The sequence below is a fragment of the Candidatus Kryptobacter tengchongensis genome (assembly GCF_001458555.1).
Taxonomy (GTDB): domain Bacteria; phylum Bacteroidota; class Ignavibacteria; order Kryptoniales; family Kryptoniaceae; genus Kryptonium; species Kryptonium tengchongense.
Map to the genome: position 1 here is coordinate 1 of NZ_CZVH01000042.1, position 15,321 is coordinate 15,321.

Sequence of the window (15,321 nt, forward strand, 5' to 3'; positions counted from 1 at the left end):
CTCGGATATACATTATATCAAAGGATATGCAGCTTTTGTTATCAATAAGGCAATGTTAATTTCGGATAGAAACAATAGAGTTTTATACATTAAGGGAATTGAACCCGATAAGGCCCATCTTGTTTCTGGACTTCCTGATAAAATCGTTCTTGGAAATTTTGATTTATCTGAGAATGGGGGATTGCCGAAAATTATTCTCGGATTAACGATAGCGGATAGATTAAATGCACTTGTGGGTGATACGGTAACTCTTATAAGTCCAAGTTTTTCTACAATGTTTGGGCTTGTTCAGCCAAATGTGAAAAAGTTTGTTGTTTCTGGGATATTTGAATCAAATAATAAGGACTATGATGGATATTATGCGTTTATTCCCATAAGATCTGCGCAAGAGCTTTTTGACATGGTTAAAAAAATAAATGGGGTTGAAATCCGCCTTTATGATATTAATCAATCTGAAAATGTTAAACGGATGATTCAATCTAAACTTGGTGATAATTTTCAGGTTAAAACTTGGTATGATCTTCACAGAGACTTATATTCTGTTATGCAAATTGAGAGATGGACTGCTTATGTTATACTTTCGCTTATAATTTTCGTTGCAACCTTTAATATTCTTGGTTCATTGACTATGTCTGTAATTGAAAAGACGAGAGATATAGGGATTTTAAAAGCGATGGGGGCAAAAAATTCAGATATAATTAGAATTTTCATGTTTGAAGGGGTTATAATTGGCCTGATCGGGACAGGTATTGGGAGTTTAATTGGTTTTATCGTTTGTTACATTCAAGAAAAATATCATGTTTTTCCGCTTGACCCAACGATTTACATAGTTCCATCTCTTCCCGTTGAAATGAAATTAACTGATTTCATTGCCGTTGGGCTTGCTGCGATTTTTCTTTGTTCTTTTGCTTCTTACTATCCCGCAAGAAGAGCAGCAAGTATAGTTCCTTCCGAAGCCGTAAGGTGGGAGTGAACTGGAACGATTTCATTTTTGGGGAGTGTTAAAACTTTTGAACTTGGTTTTTGAAAAATCAACGGAGGTGCTATGCGTTTGGGATTTATTTTACTGCTTTTTTTATTTTCACAAGTTTTAAAGGCTCAAAGTGATACTTCTTCTGTGAATTTGCTTCCACAAAAATTGAGCTTAATTGAAAAAACTTTATGGGGAGAACGGGGATTTTTCAGGATTGTTGGAATTGCACCGCTTACACCTGAAGCAAGAGAAAAGGAGATAAAATTTAGAAGAACGATGTTATCGCTTCATCAACTTGGTGGTTTCATAACACTTAGTTTGATGACGGCAACAGTTTATTACGGACAGAGGGTCTTTGATGGGGAATATAAACTTCTTAACAGACATAGAAATCTTGTCAAATCCACAATCGCATCGTATTATTTGACTGCCTCACTTGCTTTATTTTCTCCACCGCCACTTGTCAGGCATAAAAAAGAAACAAGTTCAATTTCAATCCATAAAGCACTTGCATGGGTTCATTTCGCTGGGATGATCTCAACGCCTTTGCTTGGTTTATCAGTTAAGAAAAGCTCAGACCCTATAAAAGCAAGAAGGATTCACCGAATTTCTGGCTATATAACGCTTGCATCTTTAACAAGTGCTATGATTGTGATTACATTTTTCAGGTAAAGAAGCAAATTTAATGGGGAGGTTGAAATGAAATTTTTATTGATATCTGTTTTGGTGATGTTTTTATTTTCAACGATCTTTTCTCAAACTGTTTTGATAGAGGCTGAAAATGGGGTGTCTTATGTTCAATATTTCCTTCGTCATCCACTTCATTCAGTAAGAGCTATAAACAACGAGGTTAAATTTTTGATTGAGTTTGATGTGGAATATAACAAAATTGTAAAGGCTGAGGCAGTTGCGGATGTTTTTAAATTCAATAGTGGAAATTCAAACCGTGATTCACACGCAATGGAGGTAATTGAGGCGCTGAAGTATCCGACAGTGACTTTTAAAAGCAACGATATAAAGTTGAACGGTGATAATATAATTGTTAATGGTTCCCTCACATTCCATGGGCAAACTCGGGAAATAACAATGAATGGCAAAGTGAAGCAGGAAGGTAAGTCGTTGATCGTTGAAGGTAGTTTTCAAATAAGTTTGACAGATTTCAAAGTTAAGAGACCAACCCTTTTGTTCATCCCAACGGATGACACTTTAAAATTTTATATTTACGCAAAGTTTAATTTACCGAAGTGATTTTATTTTAGCTTTGTTCAAGTTGCTCTTTTCTATCAGCAAGTTTCAGCGATTCAATTAACTGGTCAAGTTCGCCATCAAGGATTTCTTGAAGGTTGTAAAGTGTGAGATTAATTCTGTGGTCTGTTACACGATTTTGTGGGAAGTTATATGTTCTTATCTTTTCGCTTCTATCACCAGTTTTAACCAAGCTTCTGCGGTGGGCTGTTAGCTCGGATTCTTTTTCTGCAAGTATTTTATCGTATAATTTTGATCTGAGAATCTTCATCGCTTTTTCTCTGTTTTTAAACTGTGAGCGTTCATCTTGACATTGGACGACGATCCCGGTTGGTATATGCGTAATTCTTACGGCGGTTTCAACTTTGTTGACATTTTGTCCTCCATGCCCACCTGCGCGGTAAAATTCAATTTTCAAATCATCTGGATTTATTTCAATTTCAACATCTTCAATTTCTGGCAAGACGACAACGCTTGCAGCTGAGGTATGAATTCTTCCACTTGATTCAGTAATTGGAACTCTTTGAACCCTGTGAACACCGCTTTCATATTTTAATGTCCCATAGACATTATCTCCAGTGACATAGAAAATTATCTCTTTAAATCCGCCAAGCCCTGTTTCATTGAAATCCATAACTTCAACTTTCCATCCTTTTTTCTCGGCATATTTTGAATACATTCTGAAAAGGTCAGCGGCGAAAAGAGCCGCTTCTTCTCCGCCAGTCCCAGCTCTAATTTCAACAATTGCGTTCTTGGTATCATTTGGATCTTTGGGTATAAGAGCTTCTTTGAGTTGATCTTCAAGTTTTTTCAATTTGCTTTGAAGTAAGTTTATCTCCTCTTGAGCAAGTTCTTTGAATTCTGGATCATTTGCTGTTTTATATAGCTCTTTTGTCTCATTCAAAATTTTTTCTGTTTCAAGATATTTGTTGTATAGTTCAACTATTTCGGAGAGTTCGTGATGTTCCTTTGAGAGAGCCTTATATCTTTCAAGGTTTGAGATGACATCAGGTTGAGTTAGAATTTGTGTGAGTTCTTCGTATCGCTTTTTTAATTTTTCAAGTTTTTCAAACACTGCTTTCAAATGGAATTTATTTTGGTGCAAATAAATATACATCATTTGGCGTAAATTATCAAGTTTGATTTTTTGAGTTCAAATTTTTATCTTTACAAAAATTTTTAACGGCGGATTATGAAGGTGAAAGAGAAAATAATGGACGCTGATGATATTGAGAGAACGCTCAACAGGTTGGTCTATGAAATCGTTGAAAGAAATAAGGGTTCAAAAAATCTTGCAGTTGTTGGGATAAGGACGAGGGGAGAATTTCTTGCAAAAAGGATTGCCGAAAAAATTTCAAAACTTGAAAATAATCAAATCCCGGTTGGAATTCTTGATATAACTTTTTACCGTGATGATATTAGGTTAAAATTGAGGCAACCTGAAGTTAAAACAACCGAAATCAATTTTTCAATTGATGATAGGGATATAATCCTTGTTGATGATGTTTTGTTTACGGGTAGAACCGTTAGAGCTGCTCTTGATGAGTTAATGGATTTTGGTAGACCTAAAACGGTTCAGCTTGTTGTTTTGATTGATCGTGGGAATCGTGAGCTTCCAATTCAAGCGGATTTTGTTGGTAGGAGGGTTAAAACGAGCTTAAATGAGGAGATAAGGGTTAAACTGCGGGAGGTAGATGGTGAGGATTCTGTTATTTTAATTGAGCGTGATTGAAGCCGAAACCGATTGGTTTCGGCTTTTTTATTATAAAAATAAAGGGAAGGGAATAACATGGCGTTAAAAAGTCGGCACCTTCTTGGGCTTGAAGGGATGCCTAAGGAAGATATTGAGTTAATTTTAGATACAGCGGTTTCATTTAAGGAGGTTCTTGAAAGACCAATTAAAAAAGTTCCAACATTGCAAGGGAAAACAGTTGTGAATTTGTTCTTTGAGAGTTCAACAAGGACGAGAATTTCATTTGAACTTGCTGAGCGGAGGTTATCAGCTGATGTTGTTAATTTTACAACCGCTGGAAGTAGCATTGCTAAGGGTGAGACATTTAAAGATACCGTGAAAAATATTGAGGCGATGAAAATTGATATGGTCGTGATAAGACATTCATCATCTGGAGCCCCACATTTCCTTGCCAAGGTAGTTGATGCAAATGTTATAAATGCAGGCGATGGAACACATGAGCATCCGACACAGGCTTTGCTTGATATTTTCACCATGCGTGAGAAATTTGGTTATATTCAGGGTTTAAATGTTTGTATAGTCGGGGATATACTCCATAGCAGGGTTGCAAGGTCAAATATATTTGGTTTAAAAATTCTTGGTGCAAATGTCAGCGTTTGTGGTCCTGAAACGCTTATCCCGAAAGATATTGAAAAGTTGGGAGTTGAAGTTTACCACAACATTGATGAAGTTATTCCGAAGGTTGATGTTTTGAATGTTTTAAGATTGCAACTTGAAAGACAAAATTCAGCTTTTATACCTTCGCTTCAAGAATATCATAAATTTTTTGGCATAACGAGAAAACGGCTTGAAAAAGCGAGCAAACCAATTTTGATAATGCATCCCGGTCCAATAAATCGGGGCGTTGAGCTCTCTTCTGATGTTGCTGATAGTGAACACTCCCTTATACTTGAGCAGGTAACGAACGGCGTTGCAATACGGATGGCTGTTCTCTATCTTCTTGGAACAATGTCAAATTGAAAACAAAATTTAAACTCTGTTGAGATGAAGATACTTCTAAAAAACGCACGAGTTATCAGCCCATCACAAGGTCTTGACGAGGTGATTGATTTATTGATAGTTGATGGGAAAATAGAGAAACTCGGTGATATTGAAGAAACTAAGGATTTTCAAGTTTATGATATGAGCGGGAAAATAATCTCACCGGGTTTCATTGATATGCATGTTCATTTAAGAGAACCTGGCTTTGAACATAAAGAGACAATTGAGACTGGAATTGAGGCGGGAGCGAATGGTGGTTTTACAGGGTTATGCTGTATGCCCAATACGGAACCACCAATGGATGAACCAAGCGTTGTTGAATATGTTAAGAAAAGAGCAAGCAAATCACTTGATGGAATGATTGAAGTTTACCCGATTGGTGCTGTAACGAAAAAGAGAGAGGGTAGGGAATTAGCTCCGATTGCAGAACTTGTTGAAGCTGGAGTGGTTGGATTTTCTGACGATGGGAATCCAGTCCAAGATTCAGGAGTTATGCGAAAAGCGTTTGAATATATAAGTATGTTTGACAGGGTTATAATCCAACATTGCGAGGATAAAACTTTAACTCAAAATGGAATGGCAAATGAGGGATATTGGTCAACCTTGCTTGGCTTACCACCATATCCAGATATAAGCGAAGAAATTATTTTGTATCGTGATTTGAGGTTAATTCAGTATTTAAAGCCGAAAATTAAAAAAGTAAAATACCACATCGCTCACATTAGCAGTAAAAGCTCAATAGAGCTGTTAAGAAAATTCAAAAACGAGGGATTGAACATCACTGCAGAGGTTACACCACATCACCTTCTTCTAACAGATGAAGATATATGGAGATCAAGTTATGATACAAATTTGAAGGTAAATCCACCTTTGAAGAGCAGAGAAGATATTGAAAGTTTGGTTGAGGCGTTGAAAGATGGAACGATTGATGTAATTGCTACTGATCATGCTCCTCATGCGCCTGAGGAGAAGGAGGCTGACTTCGCTTCCGCTCCTTTTGGGATAATTGGGCTTGAAACTGCTGTTGGATTAATTTTGAGTGAGTTTGTCAATAAAGGAGTTATCTCAATACATCGTATGATAGAGCTATTTGCGGTAAACCCGAGAAAAATTCTCGGCTTGCCACAAGTAAAAATTGCGGAAGGTGAGATCGCAAATTTAACCTTGCTTGATCCAAATTCCGAATGGATCGTTGATGCGAAAAAGTTTAAGTCAAAATCAAGAAATTCTCCATTTATCGGATGGAAGCTTAAAGGGAAACCGCTTGGGGTAATAAACAAGGGTAAAGTATATTGGTCGGACTTATGAAACTTTTTCTTCTTTCTTTCATCTAAATTTGTAAAAAAACAAAATTTTAAGCGAACGATGAATCTTGAGGATACAATCCTTTCAGCATATCATTCAATAAAGAGCAACCCGATGCGTTCGTTTTTAACCATACTTGGGATAATAATCGGGGTTGCTGCTGTTATAGCAATGGTTGCAGTTGGTCAGGGAGCACAGTATTCCGTTCAAAAACAAATTGAATCACTTGGGACAAATGTTCTTGTCGTTTTTCCTGGGGCGCCAACGCAATCTGGGAGAGTTAGAATGGAGGTGGGTTTTTCAAGTAGATTAACGATTGAAGATGTAGAAGCGATAAAAAATCAATGTGATGCTGTTGCCTATGTGACGCCTGTTGTTAGAACTATGTCTCAAGTAATTTACGGAAATAATAACTGGAGAACTGGGATTTACGGGGTTAATACCGATTATTTTCAAATAAGAGCCTGGGGGTTATCAGCAGGGAGTTATTTCACTGAGCAAGATGTCAAAGCTGGAGCAAAGGTTTGCGTTATAGGTCAAACTGTTAAAAATGCTCTTTTTGGCGATGAGGATCCAATTGGTAAAATCATAAGAATTCGCGATGTTCCAGTCAAAGTTGTTGGGGTTCTCGAGCCAAAGGGACAAAATGTGATGGGTCAGGATCAGGATGATATAATTGTTGCACCTTATACAACTGTTATGACACGGCTTTCAAGGTTCTTTTTCATTGGCTCAATTCTCGTCTCCGCTGTTAGCCAAAATTTAATACCAGTTGCCCAGCAACAAATTACACAGGTGTTAAGAGAAAAACATAAAATTCAACCTTGGCAAGAGGATGATTTTACCGTTAGAACCCAAACTGAAATAGCATCAACCGCTCAGGAAACATCAAGAATAATGACAATTCTATTAGGAAGTATAGCTTCGGTTTCATTAATTGTTGGTGGAATTGGTGTAATGAATATAATGCTTGTTTCTGTAACAGAGAGAACTCGGGAAATTGGTATCCGTATTTCTGTTGGTGCTCGCAAAAGAGACATATTATTTCAATTTCTTCTTGAAGCTGTTGTCCTGACTGTTACAGGTGGGATTTTCGGAATAATTCTTGGGGTCCTAATTTCAAGGGTAATTTCTGGGTTTGCCGGATGGCCTGTGTTTATATCAGTTGGAGCGATACTTCTTGCGTTTGGATTTTCCGCAGCTGTTGGAATTTTCTTTGGATTTTACCCGGCAAGAAAAGCAGCCAACCTTAACCCAGTTGAAGCATTAAGGTATGAGTGATTTGCATTTATGTGTGTAAAAATTTAACTTAAATCCAAAGGACTTAATTAAAATCAAATCCCTTTCATATGAAAATCGGGAATTTTGAGATTGATAACATTTATTGTGGGGATTCGTTGGTGCTTATGAAAGATATCCCGGATGAAGCAATTGACCTGATTATAACCGACCCACCTTTTGCTATTGATTTCAAAGCCAGACGAAATAACTATAACAGAGACCCTGAAAAAGTCCTTGAGGGATATAACGAGATACCGAAAGAAAAATACTATGAGTTTTCATTTAACTGGATAAGCCAAGCCTATAGAATACTTAAGCCCACAGGCTCAATGTTTGTCTTTTCAGGCTGGACAAATTTAAAGGATATACTTAATGCGCTTGATGATGCTGGCTTTATTACAATCAATCATATAATCTGGAAATATCAATTTGGTGTTTTCACCCAGAGGAAATTTGTGACAAGTCATTATCATATTCTTTTCGTTGTCAAGGACGAAGAAAAATATAAGTTTAACAAAATTGAGCATTATCCCGAGGATGTCTGGATAATTAACCGGGAATACTGGACTGGTAAAGTGAAGACGCCGACGAAGCTTCCAACTGCTCTGGTAAGGAAAATTATCCTTTATGCATCTGATGAGGGAGATTTAGTTTTTGACCTTTCCTTGGCTCCGGGCAAGTTGTAGTGGTTGCAAAAGCTTTGAACAGACATTTCTTGGGGTTTGAAATTGTGCCCCAGTATTTTGAATTTGTGCGGGAAAGGTTGAAAAGTGTGCAAGTAAACCTATTTGAATCAAATAATGAGTGATTTTAAAAAGTCGCGAGATTTATTCAGGGAACTGAAACTTAAAATTGAAAGTGAGCGATATGAGGAAATTAAAAGTGAGTTTGTTAACGCAATTGTTATGTTGCTTAAAGAATATGATACCGCGATATATGAAAATAGATTTGTTGTCGGTGGAGCGGTTGAGCATATTTTTTGTCGCTTTATTAAGGGCTCTTGGATTTGAATCTTACCATGCTGGTTCAAAGGAAAGAAGAAGTGATTTAATAATTAACGGTGTTAAATTTTCAATCAAAACGAACTTTAAAGGAAGCGGTGAGATCAGGTTGATTAACAAGCTTGGTAAAGGTGAGATTTCATGGAGTGAACCCACTATTTTTCTAATTTCTGAATTAGGGCTTGTGTATGGCGATCCTGTTCTTTTAAAAGATAAAACGAAGAGCACCGATGATGCAATTGTTATTAATGTTGCGGACATTAAAAACTTTTCTAAAAACGAACCACAGTTTTTAATTCGTTTAAACATACCTGTAAAAGGTGATATAGAATCACCTCAAACAGTAAGCATTGATGTTGCTCGTTCAATCTTGGAGAAAATCAAAAGCAAATTGCTAATAAATTATTTGGAACTATGAAATTTAAACTTATCGCAATCCTTCTTTTACAACAAATTCTTCTCGCACAAATGCCTAAAGCTGATCTAATTTTTATCAATGGCAAAATTTGGACTGTTGACAAAACAAAACCAGTAGCTCAGGCGGTTGCTGTTTTAGGAGATAAAATAATCGCAGTTGGTTCAAATTCCGAAATTAAAAAGTTAGCTGGAAAAAATACCCAAATCGTTGATTTAAAAGGGAAATTAATGTTGCCTGGGTTTATTGATGACCATACTCACTTTGTAAGTGGTGGGTTTCAAATTATGAGCGTTGATTTAAGAGATGCTAAGACACCTGATGAATTCGCTTTGCGAATCAAAGAATATGCCGAAAAAAACCCAGGTAAATGGATCACAGGTGGAGATTGGGATCATGAGCTTTGGGGTGGAGAATTGCCACGGAAGGAATGGATAGACCAATATACTCAGAATACGCCGGTCTTTGTAACCAGATACGATGGACACATGGGGCTTGCAAATAGTCTGGCTTTAAAACTTGCGGGAGTGACAAAGGAAACACCGGACCCACCGGGAGGATTAATAGTTCGCGATGAGAAAGGTGAACCAACAGGTATTTTGAAAGATGAAGCGATGTCGTTGATTTATAGAATTATACCTGAGCCAAGCCTTGAGGAGAGAATAAATGCAATTAAACTTGCGCTTGAGGAGGCAAAAAAACTCGGGCTCACGGGAATACACGATATAGGAACGGTTGAGGATTTCAAGGCTTATCAAGAACTTTACAAGAAGGGAGAATTGACAATTAGAGTTTTCCTTCGCCTGCCGATCTCACAGTGGGAAGAGTTAGCGAAAGTTGGAATTCAAGTTCCATTTGGGAATGAGTATATAAGAATCGGTTCACTTAAAGCATACGCAGATGGTTCGCTTGGTTCAATGACAGCGCTTTTCTTTGACCCTTATGATGAAAATCCAAATACCAAAGGACTTGCAACCGACATCGTTATTGATGGAAGACTTGAAAAGTGGGCTATTGAAGCTGATAAAGCTAAACTGCAACTTTCAATTCATGCCATTGGTGATAGTGCAAATAGTTTGGTTCTTTCTCTATTTGAAAAAATTGTCAGAGAAAACCCGGCATGGGATAGAAGATTTAGAATAGAACACGCTCAACATATACATCCAAAGGATTTCTCAAGGTTTAAAGATTTGAATGTAATCGCTTCAATGCAACCTTATCACGCAATTGATGATGGGAGATGGGCAGAGAAAAGAATTGGGAAAGAGAGATGTAAAACAAGTTATGCTTTCAGAACTTTCATTGATAATGGGGTTAAACTTTGCTTTGGTAGTGATTGGAATGTCGCTCCGTTAAGCCCAATCCTTGGGATTTACGCAGCTGTGGCAAGACAAACTCTTGATGGGAAACATCCAGAAGGATGGTTTCCGGAGCAGAAAATCTCCGTTGCAGAAGCAGTTGAATGTTATACGATAAATAACGCTTATGCTGAATTTGCCGAAAATGAAAAAGGGAGCATAACCCCTGGTAAATTAGCTGACTTCGTCGTTTTATCGGACAATATATTTAACATACCGCCTGAAAAAATAAAAGATGTTAAGGTGCTTATGACCGTTCTCGGTGGGAAGATAATCTATAAGTCCTCTGGATTTTAATTATCTTGTAATTCTTGGCTTGCTTATTTCATAATGTGTGACTGAGACTTCAACAATTTGACCTGTTATCGTTTTACCTTGCACAATCATGCTATCTCTTGTTTTCACAGCGATTTGATATTTCGCATAGTTTGTTGATTCGGGAAAGTTAATGTAAGAAAGTTGAAAGTTTTGAAATGACCATCCACCACCCCCAAATTCAGCTGGCTTTCTAACCCATGCCTGTGCTTGTTGACCGATCCTGAGGCAATCATTAATTGTATCGTTTAGATATTGTTCCGCTATTGCCCCCGATCTTGAGATGAATATATTTATTGCAACTGCTATTGCAATTGTTACTATAATTGCCCCAAGAACCAAAAGCAATAACTGCTGTTGTCCCATTTTCTAAACTCCTTTTATTTTCTCACTTTTAAAATTACAACTATCCCACCAATTAAGAAAATTATATTTGCAAGCCAAGCTGAAATAAATGGATGCAAGATTCCAGCGTAACCAAATGATGCTGCTATCTTCATAAAGATAAAATATAGAAAAGCGATTAACAAACTAAGCCCAAACTCCATTGCAAGCCCGGCTCTTTTCTTTTGAGATGCAAGCGCAACTCCAAAAAGAACAACTATAAAATTTGAAAATGGGAAAGCCAATTTTGAATAATAATCCGTCAGCCATCTTGACGGATCATTCCCGCTTCTTATTTGATCTCGTATGAATTCTCTCATCTCATCAAGATTCATCTCGTCTGGCTTCATTTGCTTGCGTTTTATATCAATTGGTTTAAAGTTTAACTTTCCAATATCAAGTGTATCCTTCTTTTCAATTAACTCGCTATTTGAGTAAAACTTACGATAAATGCAATTAATAAGCAACCATCTATCTTTTAAGCTATCCCATTTCATCGCAGGAGCTATGTAGCGTGCCGTAATCCGTGTGACATCATCTTGATCAAAATCCTGAATATCAACCCTATGTGCCACATTGAGCTCATCATCAAAATATCCAATTGATAACAGCCTTGTGTATGTATCCTGTATGTAAATGTTATATTTCCCCCACGACTCCAAGTGTTTACGCATATAAACTCTTTCAAGGTTTAATTTCTTCTTATTGGTTTTTGGAACGACCCAACCATTGAAATAAACCGATAAAAGACTCAACAAAAGAGATACAATCAAAAATGGCATCATGAATCTATAAAGGCTCATACCCCCAACTTTTATGGCTGTAAGTTCGTTTAAATTGGACAACCTGCCTGTTGTGAAAAGGCATGAGAGTAGAACCGCAACGGGCAAAGTAAGCTTTATAATTTCGGGTGAAAAGTAAAGGTAGTATTTTAAAATTATGGATAGGGAAACTCTTTGATCAATGAAATCATCAAGGTTTTCCATCAGGTCAACCAGAATGAAAATCAAAATGAAGGCAATAAGACCGAAAATTATCATCTGGAGAAATTGTTTCGTGACATAGATATCAATTATTTTCAATTTACCTTGCATATCTATCCGTTAAAATTTCTTCTTCCTCTGGAATGCCAAGCCATGTTTTAACCTTTTGTGGCATAATTTCCTTTATACGATACCAATCAATTATCATAGCTTCTTTCCCCATTCTTATCGTAAGATAAATTCCAAGCAATCCAACAACTAAGTTTGCAATCCACATGCTTAAAAATGGCGATAGGATATCCCTATCTGCGAGCTTTTCTCCACCGATCAAACAAGCCCAATAAAAAAGAAAGAAGAACAAACTTAAACTTGCTGCAACCCCAAAATTTCCTCTCCTTGCCATCATACCAAGCGGAGCACCAACGAGAACAAAAACAACACATGCAAACGGAATAGCATATTTTTTATGAACCTCCACCATGTAAGCATCAATTGAACGATCATAGTATTCAATTTGCGTCAAGTAGTTTTTTATAACTGCGTTCAAACTTATCAACTTTTGTATTGCAGATACAAGCGCTTCGTAATCACCAATTGAATCTCTAACAGGGGATTGATAAAACGATGAAGACATTATCAATTCACCATGAAATGGCTTTTTAAAATTTGTAGCTGCGATTGAATTTAAACTCTCATAAATTTTTTTCTGAATATTTTTCAAACTATCAACTATCCTCAACATATCTTCAGCACTTAACTCCCTGTCACCTCTTTGAAATGCGTTGTCGGGCGAGCGTTCAAAACCAAATCCTTCAACTTCCATCACGACTCTGTATTTTTCATATTTTGCAATTCGGTAAAGGTTTTTATTTTCTACATCCTGTTCGTGTATCTCCCCATTTTCAAGATCCATGATCAGCTTTTTGTAATCAGGTGTAAAGGAAATTTTACCACGCTTCGCAGTTATTATGATTTGTTTCATCGGGTCAGAATAATTGTAAATCGTCGCATCCTCAAATTCGTTTGTATGTTCGTATGTTTTCCTGACTAAAATCGCATAGCCAGAGATATCGGTTGAAAATATTCCTGGGTGTAGTGTCAATGTGGGTTTCTTTCTGTGTATATCTATCATCAAAACTTTCAATCTATGATTTGCATCAGGTAAAACCCTGTTGTTAAAAATTATAAGCAAACCCGTTATCACAAGTGAAACGAGAAAAACGGGAAACATCATCTTGTATAAACTCATTCCGCTTGATTTGATCACAGTTACTTCATTGTTTGCTGATAATCCACCAAACGCCATAAGAACCGCAACAAGAACCGACATCGGAACCGCAAGGACAACTATCCATGCAAGATTTAGGACTATTAACTCAGCTATAACCCAGAATCCAAGACCCTTCCCGATCAACTGGTCAATATATTTCATCAAAAATTGCAAAAGGAAAATTAATATCAAGGAGAAAAAGGAAAAGAAGAAAGGTCCCACATGTGCCCGAAGTATGTATCTGTATAAAATCATTTATTTAACACCCAACATTTTTCTTTGGGATAATTACTTTAAAATTTGTTCCTTTTCCAACCTCTGAGTCAATTTCAAATTCAGCACCGTAAATTTTCAAATTATGATATGTTATCGTCAACCCGAGACCGACGCCTTTTAGTTCAGTGAAGTTATTCGTGGATTTTGTTGTGAAAAATGGCTCAAAAATTTTGTCTTTTATCTCGTCTGGTATCCCGATGCCCGTATCTGTAATTTCAATATAAATGTTTTCCTCATCTTCCCATGTTTTCACGCCGAGAATTTTTTTCTCAGCGTTGAGCATTGCATCAACAGCATTTCTTAAAATATGTGAAATCGCATTTGAAAAATCAGAATAAACTGCCTCAATCACTATCGGTCTTTCACTTAACTTAATATCTTTCTCCACTTGGTGTTTATAGAACGGGTCAAACTCAAGTGTTTCAAGCTCTTTTTTTATAAGCTCGTTAAGATCAAATTTTTTCTTATTTTTGTCAACCTCTTCTTTTGTTTTGATTGAAAGATTTTCAATGATTTGGTTTATTCTTTCAACCTGTTTCATCAATTTTTCAATGTGTTCGGGTTCAACCCCTTTTCTTTTCAAAGCTTGTAGTCCAAGGTTTAACACAGCAAGTGGATTTTTAAGATTATGCGCAATTCCACCAGCAAGTCTCCCAATTGAAGCAAGCCGATATTCCTGCCAGAGTTTTGCTTCAATTTTTCTCTTCTCCTCTTGAAGTTTCCTCAACTCTGTTATATCATTTATCACAGCAATACATTTGCCAAGATTTGGATCGTTTAATCTTCCCGTGATTGAAATCAAAAGTGCTTTACCTTTGTATTCTACCTCAAATGTTTTATCAGCATACTTTGAACCGGAACTAACAAAAGAATCACGACGACATATCTCCTCAATGATTGATGAAGTTATAAACTCCCTCAGATTTTTCCCCTCAACCTTTGTCTCAAAAATTTCATTTGCCACATCACTTGCAAATAATATGTTGAGTTTTTCATCCAGAACTATAAGTCCCGCTGGGGTTAAATGAACAAACTTTCTGTATTTCTCTTCAGATTTTTTTAATTCTGAAACGAGAAGCTGGTTTTCAATTCCAAGAGCTATCTGATGCGAAAGCGTGTCAAGTAAATAAATCCCGTTTTCATCAAAAGGTATCTCCTCCAGTTTATAGGCAAGCTCAATTGAACCGATGAATTTATCCCTGACACGAAGTGCTACCTCAACAAAGATCTTGAAATCATATTCAAAGATTTCACCTCTTATCCTTGTGCTTCCTTTCGTTGGATTTTGATAGATGGTGATTTTTTGGTTTATAACTTCGGTAGCAAAATCATCTCCAAATTTCAGGGTTTTATACTTTTCAAATGGATTTATATCCCCAGTTTTTAAAAATGAGTAGAAAAGGTTCAAGGCATTATTTGGGGCATCGTAAATATAAAAGTTAACAGCATCAGCGTTGAAAAGTTTTGTAATGTATTTTGAAATTTGCTTGAAAAGATGAGTTAAATCCCTTGAAGAATTTAGCGCCGTGAGAATTTCATTTATTGCTCCAAGCTCTTCATTTTTGAGTTTGATTTCCTCGTATGCTTGATTAAGCTGAATTAGTTTATCTTCAAGTTTATGAACGAGTCTTGCGTTGTATTCCTCAAGATACGCAAATTCATCCAGTTTAATTTCACCGATTCCCTTTCTCGCTTCGCCTTTATGGATTATCTCTTTTATCCTTTTAAGAAATTCCTCAAACTTTATCGGTTTCACTATGTAATCATCTGCCCCAAGGTTC

Annotated in this window: 15 protein-coding genes and 1 pseudogene; 11 read left to right on the forward strand and 5 right to left on the reverse strand. The window is 36.6% G+C overall.

What is annotated here, in order from left to right; all coding sequences use genetic code 11:
- The 3 genes from AT685_RS03855 to AT685_RS03865 all read left to right on the forward strand — a co-directional run.
- Positions 1-973, forward strand: a 973-nt coding sequence (locus AT685_RS03855; protein ID WP_072151632.1) for an ABC transporter permease, incomplete at its 5' end; no start/stop codon positions are given.
- Between the two features lie 72 nt (positions 974-1,045).
- A complete protein-coding gene (locus tag AT685_RS03860; protein ID WP_072151633.1) occupies positions 1,046-1,645 on the forward strand; it encodes a hypothetical protein in 600 nt (199 codons plus the stop codon).
- Between the two features lie 27 nt (positions 1,646-1,672).
- Positions 1,673-2,221 (forward strand): YceI family protein, encoded by a 549-nt coding sequence (locus tag AT685_RS03865; RefSeq protein WP_072151634.1) that lies wholly within the window; start codon positions 1,673-1,675, stop codon positions 2,219-2,221.
- A gap of 7 nt (positions 2,222-2,228) precedes the next feature.
- Here the strand turns inward: AT685_RS03865 and prfA are convergent, their stop codons facing one another.
- Positions 2,229-3,335 (reverse strand): peptide chain release factor 1, encoded by a 1,107-nt coding sequence (gene prfA, locus AT685_RS03870; protein WP_081040573.1) that lies wholly within the window; start codon positions 3,333-3,335, stop codon positions 2,229-2,231.
- Positions 3,336-3,410: 75 nt separating this feature from the next.
- Between prfA and pyrR the strand changes: the two genes are divergently transcribed.
- From pyrR to AT685_RS03910, 8 genes and pseudogenes are all read left to right on the forward strand, one after another.
- Positions 3,411-3,950, forward strand: coding sequence for a bifunctional pyr operon transcriptional regulator/uracil phosphoribosyltransferase PyrR (gene pyrR / locus AT685_RS03875; protein ID WP_072151635.1), 540 nt, complete (start codon positions 3,411-3,413; stop codon positions 3,948-3,950).
- 57 nt (positions 3,951-4,007) lie between these two features.
- Entirely contained in the window at positions 4,008-4,931 is a 924-nt protein-coding gene (locus AT685_RS03880) for an aspartate carbamoyltransferase catalytic subunit (RefSeq protein WP_072151636.1), read from the forward strand.
- 24 nt (positions 4,932-4,955) lie between these two features.
- Positions 4,956-6,260: a dihydroorotase gene (locus AT685_RS03885; protein ID WP_072151637.1), complete on the forward strand. Its 1,305-nt coding sequence runs from the start codon at positions 4,956-4,958 to the stop codon at positions 6,258-6,260.
- Between the two features lie 57 nt (positions 6,261-6,317).
- Entirely contained in the window at positions 6,318-7,538 is a 1,221-nt protein-coding gene (locus AT685_RS03890; protein ID WP_072151638.1) for an ABC transporter permease, read from the forward strand.
- Positions 7,539-7,606: 68 nt separating this feature from the next.
- Positions 7,607-8,346, forward strand: a pseudogene (locus AT685_RS03895) (DNA-methyltransferase).
- Positions 8,339-8,548, forward strand: coding sequence for a hypothetical protein (locus AT685_RS03900; RefSeq protein WP_072151639.1), 210 nt, complete (start codon positions 8,339-8,341; stop codon positions 8,546-8,548). The pseudogene AT685_RS03895 and the gene AT685_RS03900 overlap by 8 nt, the downstream one beginning before the upstream one ends.
- Positions 8,505-8,957 (forward strand): hypothetical protein, encoded by a 453-nt coding sequence (locus tag AT685_RS03905; protein WP_072151640.1) that lies wholly within the window; start codon positions 8,505-8,507, stop codon positions 8,955-8,957. Before AT685_RS03900 ends, AT685_RS03905 begins: the two co-directional genes overlap by 44 nt.
- Positions 8,954-10,609 (forward strand): amidohydrolase, encoded by a 1,656-nt coding sequence (locus AT685_RS03910; protein WP_081040572.1) that lies wholly within the window; start codon positions 8,954-8,956, stop codon positions 10,607-10,609. The genes AT685_RS03905 and AT685_RS03910 overlap by 4 nt, the downstream gene beginning before the upstream one ends.
- Here the strand turns inward: AT685_RS03910 and AT685_RS03915 are convergent, their stop codons facing one another.
- The 4 genes from AT685_RS03915 to AT685_RS03930 form a co-directional block, all read right to left on the reverse strand.
- Positions 10,610-10,993, reverse strand: a complete 384-nt coding sequence (locus AT685_RS03915) for a hypothetical protein (RefSeq protein ID WP_072150911.1) — start codon at positions 10,991-10,993, stop codon at positions 10,610-10,612. It lies immediately after the preceding gene.
- A 14-nt stretch (positions 10,994-11,007) separates the two neighbouring features.
- Entirely contained in the window at positions 11,008-12,105 is a 1,098-nt protein-coding gene (locus tag AT685_RS03920) for an LptF/LptG family permease (RefSeq protein ID WP_072151641.1), read from the reverse strand.
- Complete coding sequence (locus tag AT685_RS03925) at positions 12,095-13,519, reverse strand: LptF/LptG family permease (RefSeq protein WP_072151642.1); 1,425 nt, start codon at positions 13,517-13,519, stop codon at positions 12,095-12,097. The genes AT685_RS03920 and AT685_RS03925 overlap by 11 nt, the downstream gene beginning before the upstream one ends.
- Before the next feature lie 4 nt (positions 13,520-13,523).
- Positions 13,524-15,321: GAF domain-containing sensor histidine kinase (locus AT685_RS03930; protein WP_143713113.1), on the reverse strand; the 1,798-nt coding region annotated here is incomplete at its 5' end.